General features: G+C 70.3%; 26 protein-coding genes and 1 pseudogene. 10 read left to right on the plus strand and 17 right to left on the minus strand.

Annotated features, from left to right (window positions below; genetic code table 11):
* Window positions 1–10: 10 nt before the first annotated feature.
* From AC5P1C_RS22260 to AC5P1C_RS22270, 3 genes are all read right to left on the minus strand, one after another.
* A complete protein-coding gene (locus AC5P1C_RS22260) occupies window positions 11–817 on the minus strand; it encodes a sugar ABC transporter permease (protein WP_493867682.1) in 807 nt (268 codons plus the stop codon).
* 98 nt (window positions 818–915) lie between these two features.
* Window positions 916–1,926 (minus strand): carbohydrate ABC transporter permease, encoded by a 1,011-nt coding sequence (locus tag AC5P1C_RS22265; protein WP_493867648.1) that lies wholly within the window; start codon window positions 1,924–1,926, stop codon window positions 916–918.
* Complete coding sequence (locus AC5P1C_RS22270) at window positions 1,927–3,198, minus strand: extracellular solute-binding protein (protein WP_493867649.1); 1,272 nt, start codon at window positions 3,196–3,198, stop codon at window positions 1,927–1,929.
* Window positions 3,199–3,532: 334 nt separating this feature from the next.
* Between AC5P1C_RS22270 and AC5P1C_RS22275 the strand changes: the two genes are divergently transcribed.
* From AC5P1C_RS22275 to AC5P1C_RS22290, 4 genes are all read left to right on the plus strand, one after another.
* A complete protein-coding gene (locus AC5P1C_RS22275) occupies window positions 3,533–4,567 on the plus strand; it encodes a LacI family DNA-binding transcriptional regulator (RefSeq protein ID WP_493867650.1) in 1,035 nt (344 codons plus the stop codon).
* Between the two features lie 169 nt (window positions 4,568–4,736).
* Complete coding sequence (locus tag AC5P1C_RS22280) at window positions 4,737–5,681, plus strand: aldo/keto reductase (RefSeq protein ID WP_493867651.1); 945 nt, start codon at window positions 4,737–4,739, stop codon at window positions 5,679–5,681.
* An 8-nt stretch (window positions 5,682–5,689) separates the two neighbouring features.
* Window positions 5,690–6,637 (plus strand): aminoglycoside phosphotransferase family protein, encoded by a 948-nt coding sequence (locus AC5P1C_RS22285; RefSeq protein WP_493867652.1) that lies wholly within the window; start codon window positions 5,690–5,692, stop codon window positions 6,635–6,637.
* A 134-nt stretch (window positions 6,638–6,771) separates the two neighbouring features.
* Entirely contained in the window at window positions 6,772–7,026 is a 255-nt protein-coding gene (locus AC5P1C_RS22290; RefSeq protein WP_493867653.1) for a hypothetical protein, read from the plus strand.
* A gap of 7 nt (window positions 7,027–7,033) precedes the next feature.
* Here AC5P1C_RS22290 and AC5P1C_RS22295 read toward each other — a convergent pair whose 3' ends face one another.
* Complete coding sequence (locus tag AC5P1C_RS22295; protein ID WP_493867654.1) at window positions 7,034–8,326, minus strand: MFS transporter; 1,293 nt, start codon at window positions 8,324–8,326, stop codon at window positions 7,034–7,036.
* A gap of 114 nt (window positions 8,327–8,440) precedes the next feature.
* On the opposite strand from AC5P1C_RS22295, the gene AC5P1C_RS22300 reads away from it, so the two are divergent.
* A complete protein-coding gene (locus AC5P1C_RS22300; protein ID WP_493867655.1) occupies window positions 8,441–9,760 on the plus strand; it encodes an aminotransferase class I/II-fold pyridoxal phosphate-dependent enzyme in 1,320 nt (439 codons plus the stop codon).
* A gap of 136 nt (window positions 9,761–9,896) precedes the next feature.
* Here the strand turns inward: AC5P1C_RS22300 and AC5P1C_RS22305 are convergent, their stop codons facing one another.
* Window positions 9,897–10,268, minus strand: a complete 372-nt coding sequence (locus tag AC5P1C_RS22305) for a hypothetical protein (protein WP_493867656.1) — start codon at window positions 10,266–10,268, stop codon at window positions 9,897–9,899.
* A gap of 251 nt (window positions 10,269–10,519) precedes the next feature.
* On the opposite strand from AC5P1C_RS22305, the gene AC5P1C_RS22310 reads away from it, so the two are divergent.
* Complete coding sequence (locus tag AC5P1C_RS22310) at window positions 10,520–11,059, plus strand: GNAT family N-acetyltransferase (RefSeq protein WP_493867657.1); 540 nt, start codon at window positions 10,520–10,522, stop codon at window positions 11,057–11,059.
* 17 nt (window positions 11,060–11,076) lie between these two features.
* Here AC5P1C_RS22310 and AC5P1C_RS22315 read toward each other — a convergent pair whose 3' ends face one another.
* Window positions 11,077–11,922: an aldo/keto reductase gene (locus tag AC5P1C_RS22315; RefSeq protein ID WP_493867658.1), complete on the minus strand. Its 846-nt coding sequence runs from the start codon at window positions 11,920–11,922 to the stop codon at window positions 11,077–11,079.
* Between the two features lie 34 nt (window positions 11,923–11,956).
* The gene (locus AC5P1C_RS22320) at window positions 11,957–12,316 is read right to left on the minus strand and encodes a winged helix-turn-helix transcriptional regulator (protein ID WP_493867659.1); all 360 of its coding nucleotides are present in this window, start codon (window positions 12,314–12,316) and stop codon (window positions 11,957–11,959) included.
* Window positions 12,317–12,514: 198 nt separating this feature from the next.
* On the opposite strand from AC5P1C_RS22320, the gene AC5P1C_RS22325 reads away from it, so the two are divergent.
* Window positions 12,515–13,642 (plus strand): NHL repeat-containing protein, encoded by a 1,128-nt coding sequence (locus tag AC5P1C_RS22325; protein WP_493867660.1) that lies wholly within the window; start codon window positions 12,515–12,517, stop codon window positions 13,640–13,642.
* 24 nt (window positions 13,643–13,666) lie between these two features.
* Here the strand turns inward: AC5P1C_RS22325 and AC5P1C_RS22330 are convergent.
* Window positions 13,667–14,137 (minus strand): annotated as a pseudogene (locus AC5P1C_RS22330) (SDR family oxidoreductase); the annotation flags it as partial.
* Between the two features lie 76 nt (window positions 14,138–14,213).
* A complete protein-coding gene (locus AC5P1C_RS22335; RefSeq protein WP_493867661.1) occupies window positions 14,214–15,701 on the minus strand; it encodes an esterase in 1,488 nt (495 codons plus the stop codon).
* Between the two features lie 263 nt (window positions 15,702–15,964).
* Between AC5P1C_RS22335 and AC5P1C_RS22340 the strand changes: the two genes are divergently transcribed.
* Window positions 15,965–16,258, plus strand: a complete 294-nt coding sequence (locus tag AC5P1C_RS22340) for a hypothetical protein (RefSeq protein ID WP_493867662.1) — start codon at window positions 15,965–15,967, stop codon at window positions 16,256–16,258.
* Between the two features lie 29 nt (window positions 16,259–16,287).
* Here the strand turns inward: AC5P1C_RS22340 and AC5P1C_RS22345 are convergent, their stop codons facing one another.
* The 6 genes from AC5P1C_RS22345 to AC5P1C_RS22370 form a co-directional block, all read right to left on the minus strand.
* Complete coding sequence (locus AC5P1C_RS22345; protein ID WP_493867663.1) at window positions 16,288–16,494, minus strand: hypothetical protein; 207 nt, start codon at window positions 16,492–16,494, stop codon at window positions 16,288–16,290.
* Between the two features lie 95 nt (window positions 16,495–16,589).
* Window positions 16,590–18,986 carry an ATP-binding cassette domain-containing protein gene (locus AC5P1C_RS22350; RefSeq protein ID WP_493867664.1) on the minus strand — a complete coding sequence of 799 codons (2,397 nt, stop codon included), beginning with the start codon at window positions 18,984–18,986 and terminating at the stop codon, window positions 16,590–16,592.
* 132 nt (window positions 18,987–19,118) lie between these two features.
* On the minus strand, window positions 19,119–19,529 hold the full coding sequence (locus tag AC5P1C_RS22355) for a VOC family protein (RefSeq protein ID WP_493867665.1): 411 nt from the start codon (window positions 19,527–19,529) through the stop codon (window positions 19,119–19,121).
* A gap of 147 nt (window positions 19,530–19,676) precedes the next feature.
* On the minus strand, window positions 19,677–19,754 hold the full coding sequence (locus AC5P1C_RS22360) for a 50S ribosomal protein bL37 (protein ID WP_370443954.1): 78 nt from the start codon (window positions 19,752–19,754) through the stop codon (window positions 19,677–19,679).
* A gap of 144 nt (window positions 19,755–19,898) precedes the next feature.
* On the minus strand, window positions 19,899–20,528 hold the full coding sequence (locus tag AC5P1C_RS22365; protein WP_493867666.1) for an isochorismatase family protein: 630 nt from the start codon (window positions 20,526–20,528) through the stop codon (window positions 19,899–19,901).
* Window positions 20,529–20,637: 109 nt separating this feature from the next.
* Window positions 20,638–21,642, minus strand: a complete 1,005-nt coding sequence (locus AC5P1C_RS22370) for a GlxA family transcriptional regulator (RefSeq protein ID WP_493867667.1) — start codon at window positions 21,640–21,642, stop codon at window positions 20,638–20,640.
* Window positions 21,643–21,820: 178 nt separating this feature from the next.
* Here AC5P1C_RS22370 and AC5P1C_RS22375 point away from each other — a divergent pair, with 178 nt between their 5' ends.
* Together AC5P1C_RS22375 and AC5P1C_RS22380 are read left to right on the plus strand one after the other, a co-directional pair.
* Window positions 21,821–22,900: a methyltransferase gene (locus AC5P1C_RS22375; RefSeq protein WP_493867668.1), complete on the plus strand. Its 1,080-nt coding sequence runs from the start codon at window positions 21,821–21,823 to the stop codon at window positions 22,898–22,900.
* A 203-nt stretch (window positions 22,901–23,103) separates the two neighbouring features.
* Window positions 23,104–23,346, plus strand: a complete 243-nt coding sequence (locus AC5P1C_RS22380) for a DUF6411 family protein (RefSeq protein WP_493867669.1) — start codon at window positions 23,104–23,106, stop codon at window positions 23,344–23,346.
* 41 nt (window positions 23,347–23,387) lie between these two features.
* Here AC5P1C_RS22380 and AC5P1C_RS22385 read toward each other — a convergent pair whose 3' ends face one another.
* Window positions 23,388–24,005: a TOPRIM nucleotidyl transferase/hydrolase domain-containing protein gene (locus AC5P1C_RS22385; RefSeq protein ID WP_493867670.1), complete on the minus strand. Its 618-nt coding sequence runs from the start codon at window positions 24,003–24,005 to the stop codon at window positions 23,388–23,390.
* Between the two features lie 190 nt (window positions 24,006–24,195).
* The coding region (locus tag AC5P1C_RS22390; protein WP_493867671.1) for a dihydrofolate reductase family protein at window positions 24,196–24,386 on the minus strand (191 nt) is incomplete at its 5' end.

Genomic DNA, 24,386 nt, shown 5'->3' on the forward strand with positions numbered 1-24,386 from the left:
GGACTCCGAGTCAGGACTTCGTCGCCCCGGCCGTGAGGCCGGATACGAGGTGGCGCTGCACGAAGCCGAAGATCACCGCCGCGGGCACCGCGACGATCACCGCGGCGGCCGTCAGCGAGCCCCAGTCGCTGGTGTACTGATTGACGAAGGTCTGCAGGCCGCCCGCCAGGGTGAGGTTCTCCTCGCCGGTCATGAAGGCGGAGGCGTAGGCGACTTCGGCCCAGCCGGTGATGAAGCTGTAGAAGCCGGTGACGGCGAGACCGGGCTTGGCCAGCGGCACGATGAGCCGCCAGAAGGTGCCGAACGGATTGAGTCCGTCCACGCGCCCGGCTTCGTCGATCTCCACCGGGATGGTGTCGAAGTACCCCTTCATCATCCAGGCGCAGAACGGCACGGCGATCGTCAGGTACGTGACGACCAGGCCGATGGGCTGGTTGAGCAGGCCCAGGCCGGCGAGGAGGTTGTAGAGCGGCACGATGAGCACCGCGACGGGGAACATCTGGGTGATCAGCAGGAGCCACATCAGCGGCCGCATGCCGGGGAACTTGAAGCGGCTCACCGCGTAGCCGGTGGTCGCGGAGATGAAGACGCCGATCACCGTGGTCAGGCCGACGACGAGCAGGGAGTTGCCGAGCCAGCTCAGGAACTCGGTGTCGTTGACGACGTGGTCGTAATTGCGGAACGTGAAGTCCTTGACCAGGTCGGTGGAGAACGCCTCGCTCGTCGGCTTGAACGAGGTGATGAGCAGCCACAGCGGTGGAAGGACCGCGGTGGCGGAGGCGATGAGCAGGCCCACGTGGAGCGCGACCGAGGCCAGCGGCCCGCGCTCGCCGCGCTCCCTGACCTTCTTGGACCGGCTCGCGGACGGGGTCTTGGACCGGGTCTTGGACTGGGTGCCGGGGTTGGTCACGGTGGTCACCACACTTCTCCCTGCTTGCGGAGCGCGCGGCGGTAGACGACCGCGAAGAGCGAAAGGAGCAGCAGAATGATGACGCCCCAGGCCGCGGATCCCGCGAAGTCGCGCGGGCTCACGACGAACGAGAGCCGGTAGGCGTACGTCACCAGGATCTCGGTGGCGTCTCCCGGACCGCCCCGGGTGAGCAGGAAGATCACCGGGAACATGTTGAAGGTCCAGATGCCGCTGATGAGGATCACGGTGCTGCTGACGGTCCGCAGACCCGGCAGGGTGATGTGCCTGAAGCGCTGCCAGGCGTTCGCGCCGTCCATCTCCGCTGCTTCGTAGAGCTCACCGGGGATGGACTGGAGTCCGCCGAGCATGGCGACCAGCATGAACGGGACGCCGAGCCAGATGTTGACCGTGATCACCGAGAGCTTGGCCCAGGTGGGGTCGTTGAGCCACGGGATGGCGTCGATGCCGCCGCCGGCGAGGATCTTGTTGAGGATGCCGTTCTTCTCGTTGAAGAGCAGGCGCCAGGTGAACACGGAGACGAAGGCGGGCACCGCCCACGGCAGGATCAGCGCCATGCGGTAGAAGGAGCGGCCCGCCAGCTTGCGGTTGAGCATGTTCGCCAGGACGAGGCCGAGCGTGAAGGAGATCGCGACGCAGGAGACGGTCCAGATGATCGTCCAGGTCAGCCGGTCCCAGAAGACACCGTCCTGGAGTACCGCGGTGTAGTTGTCCAGGCCCACGGACGTATAGGTCGCCGGGATGTGGTTGACGCCGATGGTGCGCTCGACGTTCGCCTCGTTGGCGTCGGTCGTCGACAGGTACAGGCCCCGCACCAGCGGGTATCCGATGATCACGCCGATCACGGCCACCACGGGGGCGACCATGCTCCAGGCGTACCAGTGGGTGGACAGCGACCTGCGCAGCCGTCCTGGGGTCTTGCCGGTCCGCGGGCCGCGGCCGCGGACGCCGTGGGCGTCCGCGGCCTTGGCCAGTGACTGGCTGCTGTCAACAGCCATTTACTTGTAGTCCTTCAGCAGCTTGCGGTAGGCGTCGCCGACACTCTTCGCCCCGTTCTCGGGGGAGGTCTTGCCGCTGAGCACCTTCTCCATCTGCAGCCGGATCGGCTCGAACAGGGCGTTGGCCTGCGGGATCCACGGCCGCTCCACGGACTTGTCCACGGCCGGCTTGAAGAACTGCACCATCTGGTTGTCCTTGACGGACTTCACGTCGTACACCGAGGTGCGGGTGGGCAGCAGGCTCAGCTTCTCGGTGGTCTGCTGCTGCACCTTGGCCGAGCTCATGTACTTGATGAACTCGTAGCTCGCGTCGAGGTTCTTGGAACCCGCGTAGGCCGCGAGGTTCCAGCCGCCCTGCGGGGAGGCCTGGCGGTGGCTGCCGCCGGGGACCGGGGCGATGCCGAGGTTGTCCTTGTCGCCCTTGAACTCCTTGCCCTGCAGGGCGCCCTCGATGGACCAGGGGCCGTCGAGCGCCATCGCGACGTCGCCGTCCTTGAAGGCGTTCAGCTGGTTGTTGTAGCCGTCGCTCGCGTCGGTGGTGGCCGCCTTGGAGTCGACCAGGTCCTTCATGACCTCGAAGGCCGCGGCGCCCTGGGGGTCGTCGACGGTGACCTTCTTGTTCTTGGTGTCGAGGAGGTCGCCGCCCTCTCCGTAGAGGTACGGGAGGTAGTAGTACGGGTCGTCGCCGCGGAGGTAGAGGCCGGTCTTGCCGGACTTCGACTTGATCTTCTTCGCGGCGGACTTCACCTCGTCGAAGGTCTTGGGCGCCTCGACACCGGCGTCCTTGAGCATCTTCTTGTTGTAGAAGAGCGCCAGGGTGTCGATGGTCTGCGGGGCGGCGTAGGTCTTGCCCTTGAACTTGGTGCTCGCCGCGGCCTGCGGGAGGTAGTCGTCCGCCTTGTCGAGGGCGGGGGTGCCCTCGAGCGGGGCCAGGTAGCCCAGGTTGGCGAAGTCCGCGACCCAGGCGACCTCGGTGCGCATCACGTCGGGGGCGCCGGAGTTGCCGCCCGCGGCGTTCTTGAACTTGGCGTTGGCCTCGCCGAACGCGACGCTCACGTAGTTGACCTTGACGTCGGGGTGGAGCTTCTCGAAGCCCTTGGCGAGCTTCTCGTAGGTCCCCTTCTCCGCGTCGTTCGAGGTGTCCCAGAAAGTGACGGTTCCGGCGAACTTGCCCGAACTCTTCTTGCCGCTGTCACCGTCATCGTCACCGCACGCCGCCGCTGTCAAAGCCAGGGTCGCGACCAGTGCGGTGGCCGCTATGCCACGCCGCATGTGAACTCCTTCAACTGATCCCGGAACAAGGGGGAGGCGAACCCCGAGGGGGCTGCCTCCTGCGAGCCGCACTCGACGCGGCGCCGGGTTGCCAGGGAACGTAACAGGATTGAAAAGCGCTCGAAAGACCTTGCGGGAAATTTCTGCAAGGTCTGCTGATCGTTACCCCTGTGTGTCCTTACGGTTGCGCTTGCTGCGCTTGACGATCCCCTGAAGTGGCAGGTGTACCCGCTCTCCGCCCTGGGGATGCCCGCAAGTACCTTGCAGAACCGGCACTTTCTGCAAGCTTGCGCAACTGGTGGGCAATCCGACCGATCACCGGTACAGTCCCTGCATGACCGCACGGCTCGTCGACATCGCAGCGCAGGCGGGGGTGAGCGAAGCCACCGTCAGCCGTGTGCTCAACGGCAAGCCCGGAGTGGCGGCAGGCACCCGCGAATCCGTCCTCGCCGCCCTGGACATGCTCGGCTTCGAGCGTCCCACCCGGCTGCGGCAGCGCAGCAGCGCCGGCCTGGTCGGCCTGATCACGCCCGAGCTGGACAACCCGATCTTCCCCGCGCTCGCCCAGGTCATCGCCCAGGCCCTGACCCGCCAGGGCTACACGCCGGTCCTCGCCACCCAGACGCCCGGCGGCTCCACCGAGGACGAACTCACCGACATGCTGGTGGACCGCGGTGTCTCCGGGATCATCTTCGTCTCCGGCCTGCACGCCGACACCACCGCCGACATGGAGCGTTACGAAGTCCTGCGCGGCAAGGGAGTGCCCTTCGTCCTCGTCAACGGATTCTCCCCCAAGGTGCAGGCCCCCTTCGTCTCCACGGACGACCGGGCAGCGGCCCGGCTCGCCGTCACGCACCTCACGTCGCTGGGCCACACGCGCATCGGTCTCGCGGTGGGCCCCAAGCGCTTCGTGCCCGTCCTGCGCAAGATCGAGGGCTTCCAGACCGGCATGCGTGAGCGCCTCGGAATGTCGCCCAAGGACTCCGAGCAGCTCATCGAGCACTCCCTCTACACCCTGGAGGGCGGCCAGGCCGCAGCGGGCACACTGATCGGCCGAGGCTGCACCGCGATCGTGTGCGCCAGCGACATGATGGCGCTCGGTGCCGTCCGGGCCGCCCGGGAACGGGACTTGGAGGTGCCGCGTGACATCTCGGTGGTCGGCTACGACGACTCCCCGCTCATCGCGTTCACCGATCCCCCGCTGACCACCATCCGCCAGCCGGTCCAGGCGATGGGCCAGGCCTCGGTCCGCACCCTCCTGGAGGAGATCGGCGGGACCCCCGCCCCGCACAGCGAGTTCGTCTTCATGCCGGAACTGGTGGTCCGCGACTCGACCGCATCCGGCCGGTCCGAGCACCGCGACGCCTAGGTCCTGTCCGCCCAGACCGGCGACTTCGTGGCGATGGGGGTGCAGGCCCTGGGTCTGCGTCGGCAGGAACGAACTCCTCACCCTGGCCGCGGAGTCCCAGCGCGGGCCGTGAGCGAGGATGGTCGGAACCATCGCGGAGCGACACACGCAGCGACACGGAGGAGAAGACATGGCATCGCGGACCGACGTGCCCACCAGCCGTGTGCTGTACGGATGCATGGGGCTCGGCGGCACTTGGGACACCAGGCCGTACACCGCCGAGGACATCGCCGGTGCCGAGGCCGCCGTGGAGGCCGCGTTGGAGGCCGGCATCACGGTGTTCGACCAGGCAGACATCTACCGGCACGGGAAGTCCGAGGCGGTCTTCGGCGAGGTGCTCGCCAGGGCGCCGGGACTGCGCGAACGCATCGTCCTGCAGACCAAGGTCGGCATCCGCCTCTCCGACGGCGACCGCCCCGGCCTGTACGACCTGCGCGGGCCGAGCATCGTCCAACGCGTCGAGGAGAGCCTCACGCGCCTGTGCACCGACGTGATCGACGTCCTGCTCCTGCACCGCCCCGATCCGCTGACGGGACCCGAGGAGATGGCCAAGGCGCTGGCGTCGCTGCACGGGCAGGGCCTGGTGCGCCGCTTCGGCGTGTCGAACATGAGCGCCGCGCAGATCGCACACCTGAGGGCGCACCTCGACCTACCGCTGGTCGCCAACCAGCTGGAGATGAGCCTGGAGAGCCGCGACTGGGTCGAGTCCGGCGTGCTCGTGAACACACGGGCCGCGACCCACAGCGGCTTTCCCCACGGAACACTCGAGTACTGCACGGCCAACGGGATCCAACTGCAGGCCTGGGGAGCCCTGGCCAAGGGCCGCTTCACCGGCACCGCCGAGTCACCGACGACACGGCTCGTCGCCGCCCTCGCCACCCGCAAGCGGACGACACCGGAGACGATCCTGCTGTGGTGGCTCCAACGCCATCCGGCACAGATCGCCCCCGTCATCGGCACCAGCCGCCCCGAACGCATCCTCGCCTGCCGGGACGCGGTACACCGCGAACCGGAACTCACCCACGAGGAGTGGTACGACCTATGGATCACCGCCCGCGGCGGCCCGCTGCCCTAAGGCTCCCCGTGACCCAGCCGTCCTCCGAAGTCCAGCCCCTCGTACGCCAGAAGGCCCACAGCCTGGGAGCCGTCGGGGAGCAGTGGCTGACCGAGCTGCCCGGTCTCATCCGGGATCTGGAGCGGCGCTGGTCCATTGATGTCGGGGCGTCGCTGCCCGGCGGTACCGCCTCCTATGTGGCGCGGGCCCGGACGGGTGACGGGCTCGACGCGGTACTCAAACTCTCCCTGCCCGCACCGGACTTCGCGTCTCAGGTGCAGATCCTTCGCCTCGCGGCGGGACAGGGGTACGCGCGACTGCTCGCGTACGACGTCGAGCGCCACGCCATGCTCCAAGAAGCCCTCGGGCCGTCGATGGACCGGCTCGGCCTTCCACCGCGGCAGCAGATCGAGACCCTGTGTGCCATGCTCCGCCGCGCCTGGCGAGTCTCGCGCGCCCCGGGACCGACCGTGCATCCGGCCGAGGAGAAGGCCCATTCCCTGGGCGAGTTGGTCGGGCGGTTGTGGGAGAGCCTGGGGCGACCCTGCTCGGAGCGGGTCGTGGATCAGGCGTTGGCGTTCGCCGGGCGTCGGGCCGCCGCGTTCGATCCCGGGCGTTGTGTCGTCGTGCACGGCGACCCGCACCCCGGCAACGCGCTGCGCGTCGTCGCGCCGCGGGCCGGGGCAGAGGCGGGGTTCGTCTTCGTGGATCCCGACGGGTTCCTCGCCGACCCCGCGTACGACCTGGGGGTCGTACTCCGCGACTGGTGCGCGGAGTTGAATGGCCGGGACGAGGGCGCGGCCAGGGGGCTGATGCGCTCGTACTGCGCGTTGCTCGCGGACCGGACCGGGGTGGATCAGCGGGCGATCTGGGAGTGGGGCTTCCTCGAGCGGGTTTCCACCGGGCTCTACGTGCTCGACTTCGGCGCGGAGGAACTCGGCCGGCCGTTCCTGGACACCGCGGAGTTGCTGACCTGAGGCGGGTGCGGCTCAGGGGCGTCGGCGCCGTGTCCGGCGGGGAACAGCCTCTGCCGCAGTACTCCATCCTCTCAACTGCCGTATATGGCTGGGGGTTTGTCCTAGCCGTCCCCCTAGGTGACGGAGGGGCGCATGTGGTGGGCGCGACCGGCGCGGGTGCCCTGTCCGTCGCCACCGACCGGCGTACGGGCAGCGTCCTGGTCGCCAACCGGACCCCCGGCACCGTCACGATCGTCGACCCCACCAAGGGCGCCGTCGTCGAGACCCTGGCCACCGGCGCCAACCCCAACCACGTCCAGGTGACGGGTGGTACGGCCTTCGTCCTCGACAAGTCCGGCACCGGCCCCGAGGGGCAGGACCAGGCGCACCGCATCCGCATCGGCCGCTGAGTCTCGGCTACCCCGAGCCTCCCCGGGTCCGGCCCGCCACGCGATCGTGGCGGGCCGGACGCCGTCGTGCGTGCAGCCCCTTGCCTACGAGACGACTCTGCGCCGTGACCGTCGCGATCACGCCCGCTCCGAGCAGCGGCCAGGCGAAGGGGCCCGCGGCGATCACGGCGGTGACCAGCAGTGGTCCCCCACTGCGCTGGGCGGACGAGGAAAGACCGTGCACACCGAGGTAGGCGCCCTGAGCGTCGTCGGGGGCGAGCGCGATGGACAGTTCCCAGGACGCGATGGCGTGCAGGATCTCCGCGAAGGTGAACGCGACCGCCGCGACCACCAGAGCGGTGACGGCGAGCCAGGTGCCACCGGCCACCGACGCCGTCATGGCCCCGCAGCCCACGACGAAGCAGGCGGCCAGGGGCACGAGAAGTCTGCGGGCCTTGTCCGGCGTACTCCCGAAGCGGGACAGCGGGACCTGACAGCAGACGACCAGTACGCAGTTGAGGACCATGAGCAACGGCGCGAGGCCGTGCGGGGCGTCCGTGGCATGGACGATCCACAGGGGCATGCCGACCTGGAGCACCGCGTCGTCGAGGAAGAGCGCCGCCTCGGTGGCGGTGAACAGGAGGTAGGGGCGGTCGCGCCACGGGCTGGAGGCACGGGCGTGGAGCGCCAGGGCCCTGGAGTCGGTCACCACGCGGGACGGAGAAGGCGGTTCGGCACAGCGCAGGGTCAGGACCGCGGCGACGAGGAAGCTGAGCACGTTGCCGACGAGCAGGGCCTGGTAGGCGTGGGTGGTGCCGACGGCGAGGGCGAGCGCGCCGGCCAGTCCGCCGATGGCCCAGCCCGCGTTGGAGACGGAGCGCTGCACGGCCTGGTACTTGGTGCGGTCCGGGCCCGCGATACGGGCGGCATACAGCTTCGTGAGGACATTGGCGCCGCGGTCGGCGAGGCTGCTGACGGCCGAGTACAGCAGGAGCAGGGAGAAGTTGTCCGTCGTCAGGAGCGCCAACAGGGCGACGGCCTGCTGGAGTTGGGCGCCGATGATGACGCGGGTGAGCGGGCAGCGGTCCGCGAGATGACCCGCGAGCGGGGCGCCCGCGATACCGACGGCCCCCGAGACCCCCATGAGCATGCCGACCTCGGCGACGGAGAGCCCGGTGACGAGGGTGAAGTAGAGGGCGGCCGCCCCCATCCAGAGGCCGGTGCCCGCCTTGTTGATCAGGGCGATCCAGAGCATGCGGCGGCCGTCGAGACCCCCTGGTATGCGTGCGTACAGCGCGGCCCGCCTGCGGCTGAGGCTCACCAATCCCCCTTGACTTGCTATGTGACTGCGGCTTGCGGTGTGACTGCGGCTTGCGATGAGGCTTCGTAACGTCCGACTTGACTCCGACGTTTGTACTGATACATACTCACTTACGTGGCAGCACAATATGCGATCAGTGGCACGACCGCCAAGGGCATTACCGCCTCGGTCGAACAGGCCGTGGCCGACGGCCACTTGGGGCCGGACGACGCACTGCCGCCGGTGCGCAGGCTCGCGGACGAGCTCGGCGTCAGCGCGGGGACGGTCGCGACGGCGTACAAGGAACTCCGGCAGCGCGGGATCGTGGTGACGCGCGGGCGCGGCGGGACGGTGGTGGCGCAGGCCCCTGCGGTCGGCGCACGTCGACCGCCGATGGTGCCGCAGGGAGTGCGCGATCTGGCGGGCGGGCACCCGGACCCGGCGCTCCTTCCGGTGCTGATGCCGCCGGGGCGGGTGGACCCCGTCAGCGGTTCGCACCGAGCTTCGCCGCGCCGTGCGGAACTTGAGGAGCTGGCCCGGGAGTGGTTCGCGCGGGACGGTGTGCCGGACGACAAGGTGACCTTCGCGCACGGCGCCCTCGACTGCATGGCGCGGCTGCTGTCCACGGAGCTGAAGCCGGGCGACGCGGTGGCGGTGGAGGACCCGGGGTTCCACCATCTCCTCGACCTCGTACCGGCGTTGGGCCTGCGGATGGTGCCGGTGGCGGTGGACGACGAGGGGATCAGGCCGGAGGCGCTGCGCAGTGCGCTGCGGGCGGGAGCCAGGGCCCTGGTGTGCAGCCCGCGGGGGCAGAACCCGATGGGCGGCTGTTTCTCACGGGCGCGGCGGGACGCGCTGCTCGAAGTCCTCGGCGGCTTCCCGGAGGTGCTGGTCGTCGAGGACGATCACAACGCGGAGATCGCGGGGGCGCCCGGGTACTCACTGGCGGCCGGCGGACTCGAACGCTGGGCCCAGGTACGGACCGTGTCCAAGCATCTGGGCATCGACCTGCGGTGGGCCGCCCTGGCGTGCGACGCCACCACGCTGGCCCGGCACGAGGGGCGGATGCTGCTCACCTCGGGGTGGGTCAGTCACGTACTGCAGGAGACGGTCGAGCGCACGATGATCGACCCCGCCGCGCGAGCGCTGGTCGGGCGGGCCGAGCAGTCCTACACCGAGCGGCGCCAGGCGCTGATCGGCGAGCTCACGCGGCGCGGGATCGCCGCGCACGGGGCGAGCGGAATGAACGTGTGGGTGCCGGTGCGCGACGAGTCCGCGGTCGTCAACGGACTGCGCTCGCGCGGATGGTGGGTCGCCGCCGGTTCACGCTTCCGCATCGCCACACCCACCGCCGTACGGATCACCACGGCCATGCTGGAGGTGGCGGACGCGCCGCGGCTGGCCACGGACTTCGCCGCGGCGCTCGGCGAGTCCGAGACCACGTACGGAGGTTGAGTGCGCGCCGAGCCGCCCGACCGGTCTTGTACCGGGAAAGGCCGCTCGGATAGCTGAGCTGACCGGCGGATTACCTCCACCGCAGCTATCGGCGTCCCGAAGCCGGTCTCGACGGGGGCGCGACCGCAGGCAGGCCTCAGGCAGGGACGAAGACGTCCTCCTGGGCCCCGTCGAGGATGAACCCATTGTCGAAGCGGACCCGCACGCTCACGCGAGGCGCCCGTTCCTGGAAGGCGGTCCACGCGGGTTCCAGAGAACTGACCTTCTCCTCGAGCTGTCTCTTGCTCTCCGTGGGCATCTCGCGCCCGAAGGTGTCGAGCAGCGACTTGAGCCGTTCGTACTCGCGCACGTCGTCGCTCTCGTCCTGGTGGCCGGCCACCTGCTCGACGGTCCCTACGACGCCCGCCGCCAGGGACAGGAACCCGACGACGATCCCCGACACCTCGGCGGAATCAGTCAGCCGGGTGTCCGCTGCCAGCGCCACCCGCTGGCCTGCCTTCAGAGTCATCTGCTCCCCATCTCCCTGCGTCGGCTACGTCCGCTGCATCCGCCAAGTCCGCGCGATGCAGGTCCGCCTCGACGTCGAGTCCGGCATCCTCGGACACTCCGCCAGGCCATGCCGCAAAGCTACTCAACCCGAAGAGAAGATCGGAAACAGCCCTCACCCTGCGCGGCAGCCAGAACAAGCGGGACAATGGACGCGGCTGCCGCCGGGCCGCCGCTGCCCCGCCCCGAGTTCCGCTCCCCCGAGGTGCCCCGATGATCAGCTGGCGTCGACTCGACGAGGCCGACTTCCCCCTGCTGCGGCAGTGGCTCGAGCAGCCGCACGTCGCGCGCTGGTGGAACCACGAGACCTCACCCGAGGCAGTTGCGCGCGACTTCGGCCCGGCGGCCCGCGGAGAGGAGCCGTCGGAGGACCTGCTCATGCTGCTGGACGACGAGCCCTTCGGCCTCGTCCAGCGCTGCCGCTTCGCCGACTTCCCCGAGTACATCGACGAGTTGGCAGGGCAGGTCGAGGTTCCCCACGGCGCCATGTCCATCGACTACCTCATCGGGGATCCCCTACTGGTCGGCCGGGGGCTCGGCACGCGCATGATCCAAGCGGTCGTGCGGGCCACCTGGACGGACCATCCCGAGGCCACCATGGTGCTGGTCCCCGTGCACGCGGGCAATCACGCGTCCTGGCGCGTCCTGGAGAAGGCAGGCATGCGGCGGGTCGCCGATGTGTCGCTGGCACCCGACAACCCCATCGACGACCGCGCCCACTACCTCTACCGCATCGACCGTCCGTCGGCCTGAGTCTCCGGCGCGCCTGGTCAGCCGGCAGGGGGCGGCGAGATCCCGTCCAGGCGCTCGCGCTGCTCGTCGCTCAGCCGCAGGCTCGCCGCGGCGACGTTCTCGGCCAGGTGGTCGAGCGACGCGGTGCCGGGGATCGGCAGCACGACCGGTGAACGGTCGAGCAGCCAGGCCAGCGCGATCTGCGCCGCGGTGGCATCGAGTTCGGCCGCCACGGCCGCGATCTCGGCTGTCGCGGTCGAGGCCGCCGGATGGACCGGCCGCCAGGGCAGGAAGGCGATCCCCGCCGCGTCACACGCGTCGAGCACGGCTTCGTGCTCGCGGTCGAGCAGGCTGTAGCGGTTCTGCACGCTCGCCACGTCGACGATCTTCCGCGCCTCGTCGAGTTCGTCGACCGTGACCTCGGACAGGCCGATATGGCCGATCCTGCCGTCGAGTTGGAACTCCCGCAGCGTGCCGAGCTGGTCGGCGAGCGGCACGTCCGGGTCGAGGCGGTGCATCTGGAGCAGCCCGATCCGCTCGACGCGGAGCCTACGGAGGGCCTGCTCGACCTGCTCGCGCAGGAACTCCGGCCGCCCGTTGACCCGGGCCTCTTCGCCGGGGCGCAGTTGCTCGATGGCGACCTTGGTCGCGATGAGCAGGTCGTCGGGATAGGGGTGCAGCGCTTCGACGAGCAGTTCCTCGTTGGCTCCCCAGCCGTACATGTACGCCGTGTCGATCAGCGTGACGCCCAACTCGACGGCCCGCCGGACCACCGCGACGGAAGCCTCCCTGGCCGCCCCGGCCTCGGTCGGCAGGCGCATCGCCCCGAACCCGATCCGGCGCACGTCGAATTCTCCGCCGATGCGGAAGCCGCTCGATGCCATGTGTCCTTGTCCACCCCTCGGTCGAAGCGCCACGCTACCCGTCGAAGTCCGTCCGGGCCCGCTCCACCTTCTCCAGGTTGTCCGTGGACCACTCCGCGAGCGTGGCGAACAACGGCCCGAGGCTGCGCCCGAGTTCACTGATCTCGTACTCCACGCGCGGCGGCACCTCGGGGTAGTACGTGCGCACCACGAGCCCGTCACGTTCCAGCTGACGCAGCCGCTGCGTCAGGACCTTGGGCGTGATGCCGGCGATGCCGCGCTGCAGCTCCACGAAGCGGCGGCGGCCGTGCTCATGGAGCGTCCAGAGGATCGGCGTGGTCCAGCGGCTGAACACGATGTCGACGACCGGACCGACCGGACAGACCTGCGCGCTCACCGGTGCACTCGCGCTCATGCGTCCCCCTTCAGGTAAGTGGCTCTTGAGGGAAGTAGCTCTCTTGAGGGAAGTAACTCGTCTCACTTCTCGTATCCTCGCGGCGCTTCGCGGAATCCGTCACACATTACGCATCCCCGTGCATTGACGGCTCACCGCGCCCGGTTCAGGGTGTTGCCCCCATAAGACCTCACGAAGACCTCAAGAAGGGCCCCCTTCATGCGAAGACGCCTCTTTGTCCGTGGACTGGCCGTCACCGGCGCCGGGTTGAGCCTGCCCGTCCCCTTAGCCGGCGCCGCGCGAGCCCGGCCCACCACCCCCGCCTCCGCAGCGGCGGCGGCCTGGCAGCACGTCGCCGCACCGGCCGCGCAGGAGGCCGCCCACCTGCTCGCGGTCGCCGCCGCGGGGCCCGGCCGCGCCTGGGCCGTGGGTGAACAGGCACGCAACGGAAGCACCATCGGCACTCCGCTCGCCCTGAGTTGGAACGGCTCGGAGTGGTCACTGAACGACCTCTCCCATCTGACGTACCGCGGTGGCCTGCGCTCGGTGGCCGCCACACCGTCCGGCGAGGCAGCCTGGGCCATCGGCACGAACACCGCGGGGCACGACCAGCTCCTCGCGTGGGAGGGCACCACCTGGCGCGAGGCGGACTTCCCCGGCCGGGGCGAGCCGGGGACGCGGCTCACCGATGTCACGTCCGCTCCCGGCGGCCGCTTCTGGGTGTCGGGGCGGCACGGTGACCGCGCCGGGCTGATGCGCGGCGGCAACGGCACGGCGTGGCGGTGGTGCCGGCCGCTGCCGGACGAGGCGGCGCCCACGCCGTCCGGCGTCCATGTGACACCCGACGGTGAGGTGTGGGTCTACGGCGACATCATCGCCCGCTGGGACGGAGCCTGGACGGTGCTGCCCCGCACGCTCGGCATCCGTGCCTCGGTGACAGGGCTGCTCCCGGTGGCGCACGACGACATCTGGCTCACCGGGTTCGCGTACGGCGTCGGCGGACCGCCCGGCAAACCGCCCGGCGTCACGCTGGAGCACTGGGACGGCAACCAGTGGACCAGCGTCAAGGCCCCTTTCACCGTTGGCCTGTTGAGCGGCATCGCGGGAGACGCGGCAGGGCGGCCCGACCGGATCTCCGGCTGGGACTTCTGGGACCAGAAGCGCGCCCACTACCTGCGCTGGGACGGCGCCGCCTGGATCAGTGAACGCGGCCCGGAGACGCCGTCCACCTACATGCCCCAGGGCATCGCCCCGATCCCCGGCACGGACGGCGGCTACTGGTCGGTGGGCACGACCTCGTCCGCGCCGTTCCCACCCGCCCAACTCCGCGTGGAGCGCTTCGGCTGACCCGTCGGTTCTGTCTGCCGGTTCCTAGGCGCGCGGTGCGATGCTGAAGTCGAACGCGGAGGTTCCGGGATCCACCGCCGTCACCCCGCCGTCGACGGTCAGCACCGCACCGTTGACGAAGGAAGCGGCGGGTGAAAGCAGCCAAGTGATCGCCTCGGCTACCTCCTCCGGCTCTCCCGGCCTGCCCGCCGGGACGAGCCGCGTCGCCTCCTCGTACGCCGCGTCGGCACCGCCGTCCCCCAGGCGGGCCTCCTCGGTGAACCGGGACATCCGCCGGTCGGCCATCTCGGTCCGCACCCAGCTGGGGCACACGGTGTTGGCCCGCAGCCCCGCCTTGCCGTAGTCGACGGCCAGGGAGCGGCACAGCTGGAGGAGCGCCGCCTTGGACGTCGCGTACGCCGCGTTCGCCACTCCCTTGCGCAGAGCCGCGACCGAGGCGACCGCGACCACCGAGCCGCGCACATCGAGGAGATGGGGCAGCGCGGCCCGCAGAAGGCCGCGCACGACCGCGTTCGGGCAGCCCGCCGGAAGGCCCGTTTCAGGCCGTCCGGCAGACCGCCCCGTCCGGCTCCTACTCGTCGATCGCCGCACCGAACGCCGCGCCCTTGGCCGGCGCGCCGAGCGACCCCGCCCCGTACGTCCAGGAGCCCGACGCGGTGACGCCGCCCGACCCGGCGGACAGGACCCACACCACTCCGTCGCCGAGGTTCTCGCCGGGCGCCGCGGCCAGCAGACCGAAGCGGCCGTCGCGGTTCGGGTCCGTCAGGCGCACCTGGGCGCCCCACTTGTCGCCCTTCTCGGCCATGCCGGGGATGTCCGCGGAGTTCTGGTCCCAGGACTTGGCGCCGATCCCGGTCATGCCCTCGTGCGAGCCGCGCAGCACCCAGGCCGCTCCGGCGTCGGCGACCGTGCCGATGTCCTCGCCCGGCGCGCCGATCGCGACGTCCGCGAAGCCGTCGCCGTTCGTGTCCGCCACGGACAGATCGGCGCCCCAGCCGTCACCGCGCTCGGCGACTCCGGGCACGTCCGAGCTGTCCTGCGTCCACCACTTGGCCTCGTCCTTGAGGCCGTCCGCGTCGCCGTAGCGGACACCCACCAGACCGCCGGTCATCGTTTCGCCCCCGTCGTCCGGGGAGTTGGGCTCTCCGGTCACCAGGTCGTCGTAGCCGTCGTGGTTGATGTCGCCGGACGCGGCCACGGGCCCGCCGCGCAGGTCGTGTTCGTACGCGAGGCCGTCGGCGTTGCCCGAGAAGTACGAGGACCAGCCGTGCCCCGGCTCGTCGCCCACGGTCACGCCGGACACGACGAGATCCGCGTATCCGTTGTCGTCGTAGTCGCCGGTGGTCAGCGACTTCGGCAGGATGTCGCGCTCCGCGGCCGCCGCGGCGGACAGCTTCTCGGTCGCCTGACGCCGCAGCGGGGCCTTCTCCTCGGCGCCGGCCTGCGGTGCGGCGTCGTACGCGAAGAGCTCCAGGTCGTCGCGGTCAAGGACCGCGAGCACGTCGCCCGGCGTCTCGCCGGTGAGGTGCGCGGCGGCGAGACTCAGGCCGAACTGCTCGCCCTTGGTGGGCTCCTGGGTCTCCAGCCAGTCGCTGGACGCGCCGCTGAGGCCCTCCTTCGAGCCCCACAGGATCGCGACGCCACCGGCGTCCGCCGTGTCGCCGATGTCCTCGCCGGGGATGCCGACGATCGCATCGTCGTAGCCGTCCCCGTCCAGGTCGCCGGTGGCGACGGCCTTGCCGAAGCCGTCGCCTGCCTCCGCGGCGCCGGCGACGCCCGCCGTCGACTGGCTGAACCGGGCGACGGATGTGGTGCCGATGCCTCTGGACGAGCCGTACTGGGCGGTGACGAGACCGGCGCCCTGCTGGCCGCTGACCGTCGCTCCCGGGGCTCCGACCAGCACGTCCTCGTATCCGTCGCCGTTGAAGTCACTGTTGCGGTCGCTGGCGTGCGTACCCCCGGGGGTGCCGGCGACAGCGGAGGGGGCGGCGGCGATGCATGCCCCGGTGAGAAGGAGGAATGAGGCCGCGGCGAGGGCGGCCGAACGGTTCTTGCGCACGAGCGGCTCCTGTGAAGGAAGGTTGCCGGGCAGGCGCGAGGGTGTCCGGAAAGGGCCCGTTCCTTGTCCGGCGCCCTGTTCGACACCGGATGGGGCACAAGGGTTGTACGCGGCCTTGGATTCCTTGGCTGACGCCCCGCCCTGCGGCGCGGCGCACGGGGATTAGCGCAATCGGGTGTCTTGGTGGGCCCGCTGCAACCAGACGCCGCCCGTCCGCTTCCTGTCAGACACAGGCATTGCCCACCCGTCGTGAGGAAGCCGCCATGACTTCACCCGCCACCGTCGTGCTGCCGACCGTCAACTGGGACGCGGAGGCCGATTTCCTGCTGCCCCCGCCCGACCCGACGCAGCGTCTGGACATGGCCGCTCCGACCGTTCTGACGCCCCATGACCGGCACCGCCTGAGCCTGCACGCCACGCTCACCACGGCCGGCATCCCTCCCCACCCCGACGACACCAGGGCCATCGACGCGCTGAGCACGCTCGACGACACCGTCGCCCGCGCGATCTGCCGCTGGCTCAGCACCCACGCCCATCCCTCGACCCCGTTCACGTGACACGAGGCGGCGAGCGCGGGGCCGTCCGGTCAGCCCCGGTGGAACAGGTCCTGCGGATCGACGCGCTCCCAGCGCGAGCGCGGGGCGGGCGCCCGCGGCACTTCCCGTTCCTTGGCACGCCACTCGCGCACCAGGGCGTCGTAGATCGGGGAGGGCGAAGCAGCGTCCCCGCCACCGGCCCTTGTCCCGGCGCGGGGCGGCCGCGGCGAAGGAATCCCGCTCCCCGCATCACTCATGCCAGGACCAACGATCCTTCCCGCTCCCGGCAACGGCGCCCTCGCGCCGGGCGCCGCCGAGATCCATCAGAAGGGCCCTGGGCCGGGGCCTCCGCTCAGGCGCCCACGTACGCCGAGAGGTGCTCCCCGGTGAGCGTCGAGCCGTCGGCGACGAGGGCGGCGGGCGTGCCCTCGAAGACGACCTTGCCACCGTCGTGGCCTGCGCCGGGACCGAGGTCGATGATCCAGTCGGCGTGCGCCATGACCGCCTGGTGGTGCTCGATGACGATGACCGACTTGCCCGAATCGACGAGCCGATCAAGGAGCCCGAGCAGCTGTTCGACGTCGGCGAGGTGCAGGCCCGTGGTCGGCTCGTCGAGGATGTAGACGCCACCCTTGTCCGCCATATGGGTGGCCAGCTTGAGGCGCTGCCGCTCACCGCCGGACAGCGTGGTGAGGGGCTGGCCGAGGCTGATGTAGCCGAGCCCGACGTCGGCGAGCCGGTCGAGGATCTTGTGCGCGGCCGGCGTGTGCGCATCGCCGGAACCGAAGAACTCCTCGGCTTCGGCGACCGACATCGCGAGCACCTCGCTGATGTCGCGCCCGCCGAACATGTACTCGAGGACCGACGGCTGGAACCGCTTCCCCTCGCAGTCCTCACAGGTGGTCTCGACGCCGGCCATCATCCCGAGGTCGGTGTAGATGACGCCGGCGCCGTTGCAATTGGGGCAGGCGCCCTCGGAGTTGGCGCTGAACAGCGCGGGCTTCACGTCGTTGGCCTTGGCGAACGCCTTGCGGATCGGGTCGAGCAGTCCGGTGTACGTCGCCGGGTTGCTGCGCCGCGAACCCTTGATCGGCGCCTGGTCGACCGAGATCACGCCCGCGGAGGCGGGGACGGAGCCGTGGATCAGTGAGCTCTTGCCGGATCCTGCGACGCCGGTCACGACGCACAGCACGCCCAGCGGGATGTCGACGTCGACGCCCCGCAGGTTGTGGCGGGTGGCGCCGCGGATCTCCAGGGCGCCGGTGGGCTCGCGCACCGTCTCCTTGAGCACGGACCGGTCATCGAGGTGGCGGCCGGTGACGGTGTCGCTGGCCCGCAGCCCGTCGACGGTGCCCTCGAAGCAGACGGAGCCGCCCCCCGTGCCGGCTCCGGGTCCGAGGTCGACGACGTGGTCGGCGATCGCGATGGCCTCGGGCTTGTGCTCGACGACCAGCACCGTGTTGCCCTTGTCGCGCAGCCGCAACAGCAGGTTGTTCATCCGCTCGATGTCGTGGGGGTGCAGACCGATGGTGGGCTCGTCGAAGACGTACGTCACGTCGGTGAGCGAGGAGCCGAGGTGGCGGATCATCTTCACGCGCTGGGCCTCACCGCCCGACAGCGTGCCCGCCGGACGGTCGAGCGAGAGATAGCCGAGGCCGATCTCCACGAACGAGTCGAGCGTCTGCTGGAGCGCGGTGAGCAGCGGCGCGACGGACGGCTCCTCAAGGCCGCGGACCCATTCGGCGAGGTCACGGATCTCCATCACGCAGGCGTCGGCGATGCTCTTCCGCTTGATCTTCGAGGACCGGGCACCCTCGCTGAGTCGGGTGCCTTCGCACTCGGGACAGGTGGTGAAGGTGACCGCCCGCTCCACGAACGCCCGGATGTGCGGCTGCATCGCCTCCTTGTCCTTGGACAGGAACGACTTCTGGATCTTGGGGATCAGCCCTTCATAGGTGAGGTTGACCCCGTTGACCTTGACCTTGACCGGCTCCCCGTAGAGGAAGCTCTGCAGCTCCTTCTTCGTGTACTTGCGGATCGGCTTGTCCGGGTCGACGAGGCCGGACTGCGCGTAGACCTGCACGGTCCACTGACTGTCCGACTTCCAGCCGGGGATGGTGAACGCCCCCTCGGAGAGCGACTTGGAGTCGTCGTAGAGCTGGGTGAGATCGATGTCCGAGACCGAGCCTCGGCCCTCGCAGCGCGTGCACATGCCGCCGGTGCGGTTGAAGGTGGCCTTCACCGTCTTGGTCTTGGCCGCGCCGCGTTCGACGGTGATGCCGCCGCTGGCCCGGACCGACGCGGTGTTGAAGGAGTAGGCGCTCGGCGGGCCGATGTGCGGCTTGCCGAGCCTGCTGAAGAGGATGCGCAGCATCGCGTGGGCGTCGGTGGCGGTGCCGACCGTGGAGCGCGGGTCGGCGCCCATCCGCTGCTGGTCGACGATGATCGCGGTCGTCAGACCGTCCAGTACGTCGACTTCGGGCCGCGCCAGCGTCGGCATGAAGCCCTGCACGAACGCGCTGTAGGTTTCGTTGATCATCCGCTGCGACTCGGCGGCGATCGTACTGAACACCAGCGAGCTCTTGCCCGAGCCGGAGACTCCGGTGAACACCGTCAGGCGGCGCTTGGGGATCTCGATGCTGACGTCCTTGAGATTGTTCACGCGTGCCCCGTGCACGCGGATCAAGTCATGACTGTCGGCGGCGTGGAGCGCAGGCGACTGCGCGGTCCGTCTCTTGGCGGGGCTCATGTTGATGTCTCCATCCGTCGGGCGGGACCGCCTGTGCGGGTCTCCGCCGGTGTCGCCTGGCTCGTTCTGATCATCGCCGAGCAGTACGTCTGGTTCTACTTCTTTGGTGGGATCGCGGCAATGGTTCGCCGTCTATCGCCGTTCCTGGATGCGCAGCAGATTGCCCGCGGGGTCGCGGACCGCGCAGTCACGGACGCCGTAGGGCTGCTCGGTCGGCTTCTGGACGATCTCGGCGTCCTTGGCCTGCAGCCGCGCGAAGGTGCCGTCGAGGTCACCGGTGGCCAGGAGGATGCCCGCGTAGGTGCCCTTGGCCATCATCTCGGTGATGGTGCGGCGCTCGGCGTCGGTGATGCCGGGGTCGGCGACGGGCGGCTGCAGGACGATGGAGGTGTCCGGCTGGTCGGCGGGGCCGACGGTGATCCAGCGCATCCCGTCGTATCCGACGTCGTCGCGGACCTCGAAGCCGAGGGTGTCGCGGTAGAAGGCCAGGGAGGCGTCGGGATCGTCGTGCGGGAGGAAGCTCGCGTGCAGGGTTACGTCCATGGCCGTCACGCTAGGCGCGGCCTCGGGGGCGGCGCTTCTCGATTCCTGATCGGTTCGGACAGCGGGCATGACCCCTCTACGGCGCCCCCGGGACATGCCTCGGGGGCGGCACCACGTGGGTACCGCCCCCGATCGCCGCGCCCGCCGTCAGGACTGGGGGCGGCTGCCGTGGTTCGCGCCGTTCTTGCGGCGGGCCTTCTTCTTCCGACGTCGCTTCGAGGACATGGATACCTCCGTGGTTCCGTGTTGCTTCCCGGGCTCGAGCCCAGGCGATCACGCCGTCCCTACCCAGGGCGACGCCTCGTCATGACATGGCCTACGTCACCATTTCTTGCTCAGGACCATTTCTTGCTCAGGACCATTTCTTGCTCAGGCGGGGATCGCGTCGACAGTGGGGACGACCGTGCCGAACAGGTCGGTGATGGTGGTCAGGGCCGCGGTCTGCAGCGCGGCGGCGGGCAGGACGGTGCCGTCCGGGGCGGTGAGGGAGCGGGTGGCGGTGGCTTCGGCGACCACCGTGGGGCGGTAGCCGAGGTTGAAGGCGCCCTGGGCGGTGTAGTTGACGCACATGTGGGTCATGAAGCCGGCGAGCACCAGGTCCTTGCCGGTGCCCGGGGCGATGCCCAGGTCGCTCAGCGTCTTCTCCAGCTCGGTGGCGTGGAAGGAGTTGGGGAACTGCTTGACCACGACGGCCTCGCCGTCCACCGGGGCGACCTCGTCGCTGATGGCCCCGATGTGGGCGCGGATGTCGTAGGGGGTGTTCTCGCCGCCGTCGTTGAGGATGTGGACGACCGGGGTGCCCGCGGCGCGGGCACGCTCCAGGAGGCGGGCGCCCGCCGCGAGGGCGGCCTCGGCGCCCTCCAGGGCCATGACGCCGGTGCGGTAGGTGTTCTGGAAGTCGATCAGGATCAGGGCGGTCTCGCTCAGCCGGGGCGGCTGGTTGTCCAGGCCGATCACGTCGCGCAGGGTCGTGGCGGGCTGGTTCACGTGCGTGCTCATGGAGGTGCCTCTCGTATCGCGTGGTGAAGGGATGACGGCATGAGGCATGGCGAAGCCGCGGGGCTCACCTTCATGCCCAAGGGGTAGGGGTGTCGACGGGTGCGGAGGGTCAGGTGGTCCTGACGCCGTCCTGGATGCGGAAACGGCGGCGGTAGGCCGCCGGGGTGGTGGCGAGCTGCCGGTTGAAGGCCCGGTGCAGTGTCTCCACCGAACCGATCCCGGCCGCGTTCGCGACCCGGTCGAGCGGGCTGTCGGTGGTCTCCAGGAGGCGGCGCGCCACCTCTACGCGGGCGGCTTCCACGTAGTCGGCCGGGCTCGTGCCCGTCTCCTGTTTGAACACCCGGGCGAAGTGCCGCTCGCTCAGGCACATCCGGGCCGCCAGGGCCGCCGCCGAGAGGTCCTCGTCGAGGTGCTCGGCGATCCACAGGCGCAGGTCGTCGATGTCGCGGCGGGCGGAGGCGGGGCGGCTGAGCGGCACCGAGAACTGGCTCTGGCCGCCCTGCCGTTTGAGGTACATCACCAGTTGCCGCGCCACCGCGAGCGCCACGTCCTCGCCCTGATCCTCGGCCACGAGCGCCAGGGCGAGATCCAGGCACGCGCTGATCCCGGCACCGGTCCACAACCGGCCTCGGTCGGTGCGTACGAAGATGGGGTCCGGGTCGACCGTGACGGCCGGATGCTCGGCGGCCAGCTGAGCGGCGGTCGACCAGTGGGTGGTCGCCGTCTTCCCGTCGAGGAGTCCGGCCGCGGCCAGTACGTGCGCGCCCACGCACACCGAGGCCACCCGGCGGGCGTGCGGGGCGGTCGCCTTCACCCACTCCACGACGTCCGCGTCGATACGGGCTCGGGGCCCGTCGTCGGTCATGTCGACCGCGCCGGGCACCAGCAGGGTGTCCACCTGCCCGCGGACCTCGTCGAAACCCAGGTCGGCGACCAGGCGCACCCCGGCCGACGTACGGACCTCACCGGCGACGGGCCCGGCGATACGGACCTGGTATCCGGCGCGGCCCGCGGTCTCCCGGCCGGCCAGCGCGAAGACCTCGGCAGGGCCGGTGACGTCGAGGAGATCGACGTCGGGGAAGACCGCGATGACGACACGGTGCGGAGTGGGCATGGCCCCATCCTCACTTCCGCCGCCGATGGCCGCAATGACGATTGTCTGTCACATCCGGACATGCGCCCGGTGCCCTCGGCCGGGGGAACATTCGTCCAATACAGCCCCTCTCCCGCATCGGGATAGTCGAGGCACGGGCGTACACGACCGCCGCCCGGCGAACCGGAGGGACACCACCATGACGCACGACGACACCGCGCCGCACGCCACCGCGACGACCGACTCCGCGACGCACGACACTGAAGGGGCCCGCGAACTGGTCGCACAACTGGTGTTCGGGAGCCTGGCCGCACAGACCGTGCGCGCGGCCGTCCGGCTGCGGGTGATGGAACTGATCGGCGACAAGGAAAGGCCGGCGGCCGAGGTGGCCGCCGACGCCGGGGCGCGCCCGCAGCCCATGACCAGGCTGCTGCGCGCCCTGGCGAGCCTGGGTCTGCTGCGCGAACACGGCGCGGGATCCTTCTCGGTGACCCCCGCGGGCGCCACCCTGGACCCCGGGCGTCCCGACTCGATCACCTCGCTGGTGCGGATGTTCACCGAGCCGACGATGCTGCGTGCCTGGGAGCACCTCGACGACAGTGTGCGTACCGGTGACGTCGCGTTCGACACGGTCTTCGGGAAGGACTTCTTCAGCCACCTCAAGGAACTCCCCGACCTGTCCGCGGAGTTCAACGCGGCCATGAGCCAGGCCGTCCGGGCGACGGCCGCCGTCCTGCCGCACGCCTACGATTTCGGCCGCTTCACCACGGTGACCGACGTGGGTGGCGGTGACGGCACCTTGCTCAGCGCGGTACTCCGCGAACATCCGGCCCTGACGGGCGTCGTCCACGACACCGAGGAGGGCCTGGCCCAGGCTCCCATGACGCTGGAGGCACACGGGCTCACGGCCCGGTGCTCCCTGGTGGCCGGAGACTTCTTCCGCTCGGTCCCGCGGGGCGCCGACGTCTACCTGCTGAAGAGTGTCCTGCACGACTGGTCGGACGAACAGGCGGCGACGATCCTGACCCACTGCCGCGAGGTGCTGCCGCCCGCGGGACGCGTACTGATCGTGGAGCCCGTCCTGCCCGAGGTCGTCGATCCCGCGACCGCGGGACTGACCTACCTCACCGACCTCAACATGATGGTGAACGTGAGCGGCAGGGAACGGACGCGCGCCGACTTCGAGGACCTGTGCCGCGAGGCGGGCCTGTCCCTCGCCTCGGTGACTCCGCTGACGCAGGCGGAGCCGTACTGCCTCATCGAGGCGCACAAAGCGTGAGGGTGGCCCGCCGCCGGCCCGCCGCGCGGCCTTCACCCCGCACGCGGTGAGGTCCTCGTAATAGTGCTGGCGACTGCACCGGTCGGCGCGTCGGTCGGGCGGTCGGGCGGTCGGGCGGTCGGGCGGTCGGGCGGTCGGGCCCAGCGCATACACCTTTTCCGGCAGGGCACACGGCAGGAACGCCTCGACGCAAGGAGCCTTTCGTGATTATCGTCGGCATTATTGGTGTCTGTATCGTTCTGGCCGTCCTCGCCTTCTTCGTGCCCCGTCTTTCGCGGCACCCCGAACGCGGGACCCAGCGCACTCTGGGCGCCGGAACACGCGCCGGCGGCAAGGCCCCCGGCATCCTGGGCCGGATCTTCAGCAAGCCCTTCCGCAGCAGCCAGAAGGCCGTGGGCCGCAGCGGCTCAGCCGGTCGCCGCACCCGGGGCCGCATGCCCTTCTGACAGTGGCCCGTACGCGGTGACTCGCGCTCAGAGGTTCGACCTCAGAGTCTCGCCAGGAGGTCATCGAGCGGTGCCGGTGTCAGTTCAAGGTCGAGGGCCTCGACGAGGAGGCGGCCGTAGCGGATCTTGCGACCCTTCTTCGTGCCGAGGAACCGCCGCAACTGCTGTTGCCGGGGCCGCCCGTGCTGGGCGGGCTGACGCACGAAGGTCTGCCAGGCCCGCAGGTCACCGTCCGCCCGGACGATCTCCTCGACCCGCGCCGTGCCCAGCGCGCGGATGAGCTCGTCCTCCAGGTCCGCCACGCACACGAAGAAGTCCCGACGCGGCGCCCCCGCCCGCTCGAGACCGCGATCGTAGAAGCCCTGCTCCCCCACGTCGCACAGTCCCGCGAGACGCAGGTCGAGGCCGGGCGGCCCGAGGAGTTCGGCGTAGCGGGCGATGCTCATCGCCCCGCCCATCGACACGACGCACACACCCTCGGCGGCCAGGTCCCTGCCACGCCGTGCGGCCAGTGCCTCGACCGCCTCCCGGTCGCTCGGCCCTTCCAGGAGCACCGCCGCCCGCACGCCCACTTGTTCGGCCAGTTCACTCGCGGGTCCGCCTGGCCCGCCCGCCGCCCAGCCATTGACGGCGTCCCGGAACGCCCGCATGTCTGCCATGGAGGGAGTCTGCACCTTCACCGGCGGCGCGGCACGGAATATTCGGCGGGCCCCTCATGCATATCGGTGCCTTCGGGGCAGACGAACCAGCGGCGGTCGACCAGGTCGCGGAGGACCAGACTGTCGCGACCGGCCAGTCCTTGCCCCCGCACCCCCGAACCAGCACCCGCACCCCCGAAGGGTCCTCGTGTCACTTGCGCCAGAACAGGTGGTGGGTCACGCCGCTCGGGCTGGGGACGACGTCGAGGTGGAATCGGTCGAGCAACTCGTCGGGCGACTGCCAGAGTCGTACGCCGGACCCCAACTTCACCGGCGAGACCGCCACATGCAGGGTGTCGACGAGATCGGCGTCCAGGAACTCCCGGATGACGGTGGCCCCGC

This window comes from Streptomyces sp. A18 (assembly GCF_059026065.1).